Source organism: Streptomyces polygonati (assembly GCF_042650325.1).
In the GTDB taxonomy this organism is placed as follows: domain Bacteria; phylum Actinomycetota; class Actinomycetes; order Streptomycetales; family Streptomycetaceae; genus Actinacidiphila; species Actinacidiphila polygonati.
In genome coordinates, this window is the sequence record NZ_JBHSBB010000026.1 from 119408 (window position 1) to 124563 (window position 5156).

The 5156-nt window shown below is 76.3% G+C and carries 1 protein-coding gene; it reads right to left on the reverse strand.

All coding sequences use genetic code 11. The features are described 5' to 3' along the window. Positions 1-158: 158 nt before the first annotated feature. Positions 159-5156, reverse strand: a 4998-nt coding sequence (locus ACFO3J_RS28570; protein WP_449343659.1) for an SDR family NAD(P)-dependent oxidoreductase, incomplete at its 5' end; no start/stop codon positions are given.

Below are 5156 nucleotides of genomic sequence, written 5' to 3' on the forward strand. Positions count from 1 at the left end.
CTTCTCGTCGTCGGGCATCGGGGAACCTCACTCGTCGTCGGGCGGACAGGTGCGGGAACGCGCTGGGCCGTGTCGGGCGGATCGCGCCGTCCGCCCGCCGGGGCGGGGCCCACGGCGTCTCCCGGCGGTGGCCGGGAGACGGGTTGGTCAAGCCCGGCCTAAGAGCGCCTGAGGTTGTTGTCGATGAAGTCGAGCAGCTCGTCCTGGGTGGCGTTCTCGAATCCGTTGCCGGGGGCCGGCGGGCCGGCCGGGGTAGCTGGGGAGCGGCCGCCGCGCTGCCATCCGGACAGCAGGGCCCGCAGGCGCTGCTCCAGTGCGGCGCGCAGGGCGGGGTCGGGGGGTGCGGCGTCGAGCATCCGTTCCAGACCCTCCAGTGCGGCCAGCGGTGACCCGCTCGTGGCCGGCCCGGCGCCGCGGGCCAACTCCTCGTACAGGTAGCCGGCCAGTCGCGCCGGGGTGGGGTGGTCGAAGACCAGGGTGGTGGGCAGTGGCACACCGCAGATGTCACTGAGCCGGTTGCGCAGTTCCACCGCGGTCAGTGAGTCGAAGCCCAGGTCCAGCAGTCCGCTGTCCGCGTCGAGCGCGGCGAGCGGTGAGCGGCCGAGCGCCCGGGACGCCTCGCGGCGTACCAAGTCCCACAGCAGCGGCTCCCGCTGCTCCGGCCCGGCGGCGTCGAATCGCTGCCGCCAGGACTCCGGTTCAGCTCCGCCGGCCGCACCGGCCGTCTCGTGGCGGGGCCGAACTCCGGCCAGTTCGCGCAGCACCGGTGCGAGCGTGCCGTGCCGGGCCTGGGCACGCAGCGACTCCGGGTCGGTACGGATCGGGACGAGCGCCGCCGTGCCGCTGCGCAGGGCCGCGTCGAACAGGGCCAGTCCGTCGGCGTGGCCCAGCGGCGCCAGTCCCGACCTGGCCATCCGGGCCCGCCCCGCTTCGCCCTGGTCGCCCGCCATGCCCCGCGCGTCCTCCCACCAGCCCCAGGCCAGCGAGGTGGCGGGCAGTCCCTCGGCCCTGCGCCGCTCGGCCAGCGCGTCCAGAAAGGCATTGGCCGCCGCGTAGTTCCCCTGACCCGCCGAACCGAACAGCCCGGCCACCGACGAGAACAGCACGAACGCCGACAGCTCCAGCCCCCGGGTCAACTCATGCAACCGCCAGGCAGCATCCGCCTTCGGACGCATCACCCGGTCGACGCGGTCCGGGGTGAGCGACTCCAGGACGCCGTCGTCCAGCACCCCGGCGCAGTGCACCACGGCGGTGAGCGGATGCGCGGCGGGCACCGAGGCGAGCAGGGCCGCCAGCCGGCCGTCCTCGGACACGTCACAGGCGGCGATCCGCACTTCGGCGCCGAGCGCGGTCAGTTCGCGTTCGAGTGCCTCCGCACCGGGTGCGGACTCCCCCCGCCGGCCGGCCAGCAGCAGACGGCGGACGCCGTGGGCTTCGACGAGATGCCGGGCGACGAGCCCGCCCAGCGCGCCGGTGCCCCCGGTGACGAGCACGGTGCCGGCGGGCCCGAACACCGGTGCGGCGGCCGTCTGCGGGCCGGCCACCGTCAGCCGGGGGACGAGTACGGTCCCGGCGCGCACGGCCAGTTGGGGCTCGCCGGAGCGGACGGCGAGCGGCAGGGCCCGCGCCGAGGCCGGGTCGTCGTCCAGGTCCACGATCACCACCCGACCGGGGCGCTCGCTCTGCACCGACCGCACCAGGCCCCAGACGGCGGCCAGCGCGGGGTCCGGGCCGGACCCCGTCCGCGTGGCGACCACGGCACCCCGGGTCACCAGAACCAGCCGCGCGTCCGTCAGCCGCCGCTGCGCCGTCCACCCGGCGAGGAGCCGCAAGGCGGCACTGACCGCGCCGCGGGCCGCCGCGGCGACGTTGTGACCTGTGGGTGTCCCGCCGAGTTGCATCAGGACGACATCAGGTGCGAGGGTCTCGCCCCGATCGACCGCCGCGAGGAGGGCGTCGAGGTCGGCATGCCGGGTGGCGCCCGGGCCCACAGCCGCGAGCAGAGCATCGGCCTCGGCGGCGATCAGTCCGTCCCCGCCGAGCGACATCGACACAACGCCGGGCGCGGAGGCCTCACCCCGATCGACCGGCGCGAGCAGGGCATCGGGGTCGGCCTCGGCGGCAAGTGCCGGCCCGCCTCCGCCGAGCACCACCGCAACCCCGTCCGGCAGAAGGGCCGCGCCACGATCGACCCCCACAGGGAGAGCGCCAGGGTCCGGGTCCGCAGGCCGGGCAACCTCGCGATCGGCCGCCGCCGCAGGGCCAGCGGCGGACGATCCGTCTCCATCCAGCGACATCGACGCAGCGTCGTCCGCAGGGGCTTCGCCCCCATCGACCCCTGCCGGCAGGGCACCGGGGTCGGCCTCGGCGGCAACCGGTCCGTCCGCGCCGACCACCATGGGCAGACCGTCAAGCTCCGCACGCCGGACGCCGTCCGGGTCTGCTGCCGCCGCGTCGGCAGCGGCGCTCGATCCGTCCGCGCCCTGCACCGCCGGGACCACGTCCGGCGCAAGGGCCGCGCCACGATCGGCCCCCGCGTGCAAAGCGCCACGATCGGCCGCAGCGCCAGCAGCGGACCGTCCGTCCCCACCGATCGCCGCCCACCTCAAGTTCCCGGCGGGCGCCGCCCCCTCGGCCGGGGCTGGGACCGGCTGCCAGCGGACCTCGTACAGCGAGCCCTCGGTCCGGCGGACGCGGTCAGGTGCGGAGGGGCGGAGGAGGAGGGAGTCCACTGAGGCGACCGGCAGCCCGGATCGGTCGGTGAGGTCGAGGGACAGGTCGTCGGCGCCGTGCGGGGTCAGGCGTACGCGGAGGCTGGCCGCGGCCTCGCTGTGGAGTGTGACGCCGTGCCAGGCGAAGGGCAGGCGGGGTGGCGCGGTGCGGTCGGGCGGGGTGAGCAGGGCGGCGGCGTGGAGGGCCGCGTCGAGCAGGGCCGGGTGCAGCGCGAAGCGCCCGGCGTCGCCCGCGGCCGGGCCCGGCAGGGCCACCTCGGCGAGCACCTGGTCACCGAGCCGCCACGCCGCGCGCAGGCCCCGGAAGGCCGGGCCGTAGGCGACGCCGGTGGCCGCCAGGTCCTCGTACATCCCGTCCAGTTCGTCCGGCGGGACAGGGGTGGCACCGGGCGGCGGCCAGGCGCCGGCCGGTGGGGCGGCGGGTGGCCGGTCGGGTGTCAGCAGCCCCGTGGCGTGCAGGGTCCACGAGTCGTCCGCCGGGGCGTCGTCCTGCCGGGTGTACACCCGCAGCCGGCGCCCGGCGTCGTCGCCCTCGTCGATCTGCACCCGCAGCGGGACGCCGTCCCGCCGCGGCAGGACCAGCGGAGCGACCAGGGTGAGTTCGGCGAGGCGGGCGCGGTCGAGTTGGGCCCCGGCCCACAGCGCGATCTCCACGAAGGCGGAGCCGGGCAGGAGGGTGTCGCCGTGCACGGTGTGGTCGGCGAGCCACGGCTGCGACCGGGCCGAGAGGCTGCCGGTGAAGAGCACGCCGCCGCCGTCGGGCAGATCCACCCGGGCGCCCAGCAGCGGATGGCCCGGCGTGCCGAGGCCGGCTCCCGCCAGGCCGCCGGGGCCGGTGCCAGCGGGTTCCTCCAGCCAGAAACGTTCCTGCTGGAAGGCGTACGTGGGCAGGTCGACCTGCCGGGCGCCGGTCCCCTCGAAGTAGGCGTGCCAGTCGACCGGCACGCCCCGCACATGCAGCCGGGCCAGCGCGTCGGCGACGGCGTCGGGTTCCGGCCGGTCCCGGCGCAGCGCGGGCAGCGCCGACACCGCCGGGTCCGCCGGGTCGGCGGCCAGTGCGCTCAGCACGCCGTCCGGTCCGAGATCGAGGAACGTACGGACCCCGTCACCCGCCATGTGCAGCACGGCGTCGTGGAACCGCACCGGGCGGCGGGCCTGCTCGGCCCAGTACGCCGGTACGGCGAGTTCCGCGCCCGTCACCGGGCGCCCGGTGACCGTGGAGACCAGCGGGATCTCCGGTTCGTGGAAGGTCAGACCCTCGGCCACCTTCCGCAGCCGGTCGAGCATCGGGTCCATGCGCGGGGAGTGGAAGGCGTGGCTGACCCGCAGCCGGCTGACGCGCCGGCCGCGCTCCCGCAGCCGCTCGGCGACGGCCGACACGGCGTCCGTCTCCCCCGAGAGCACCACGGTGGACGGTCCGTTGACCGCCGCGACCACCGCTCCTTCGACGAGCAGCGGTACGACCTCGTCCTCCGCGGCCCGCACCGCCACCATCGCGCCGCCCGGCGGCAGCGCCTGCATCAGCCGGGCCCGGGCCGCCACCAGTACGGCGGCGTCCGGCAGGCTCAGGACTCCCGCGACGTGAGCGGCGGCCAGCTCGCCGATCGAGTGCCCGGCGAGTACGTCGGGCCGAAGGCCGAAGTGCTCCAGCAGCCGGAACAGCGCCACCTCGACCGCGAACAGGGCGGGCTGGGTGTAACCGGTCTCGTCGAGCAGCGCGGCCGCGTCGGTGTCCGGTTCGGCGAAGGCCACCTCGCGCAGCGGCGGGTCGAGATGCGGGTCCAGCTCCGCGCAGACCGCGTCGAACGCGGCCTCGAACACCGGGTAGGTCGCCGCGAGTTGCCGCCCAGCTCCGGCCCGCTGGCTGCCCTGGCCGCCGAAGAGGAACGCCAGTCGCCCGCCGGGAGGTCGTCCTGACGCGGCGGTGGCGGTGCCCGCGCCGGAGATCAGTTCCTCCACGCCGGCCAGCAGCTCCTCGCGGGTGGCGGCCACCAGAGCCGTGCGGTGCGCGAAGGCGGTACGGGTGGTGGCGAGGGAATAGCCGACGTCGAGCGGCCGCAGGTCGGGCCGCTCGCGGAGGCGGTCACGCAGCCGTACGGCCTGGGCGCGCAGCCCCTTGGCGGTACGGCCCGACAGCAGCCAGGGCACGGCCGCTCCGGACCGCTGCCCGGGGCGGACCGGGGCGGGCGCGGGCGCGGTGTGCTGGACCGGGGCCTGTTCGAGAATGACGTGGGCGTTGGTGCCGCTGATACCGAAGGAGGAGACACCCGCCCGGCGCGGCCTGCCCGTCGCCGGCCACGCCGTGGCCTCCGTCAGCAGCGAGACTCCGCCCGAGCTCCAATCCACTCCAGGCGTCGGCGCGTCGACGTGGAGGGTCTTGGGCATCACGCCGTGGCGCATGGCCTCCACCATCTTGATGACACC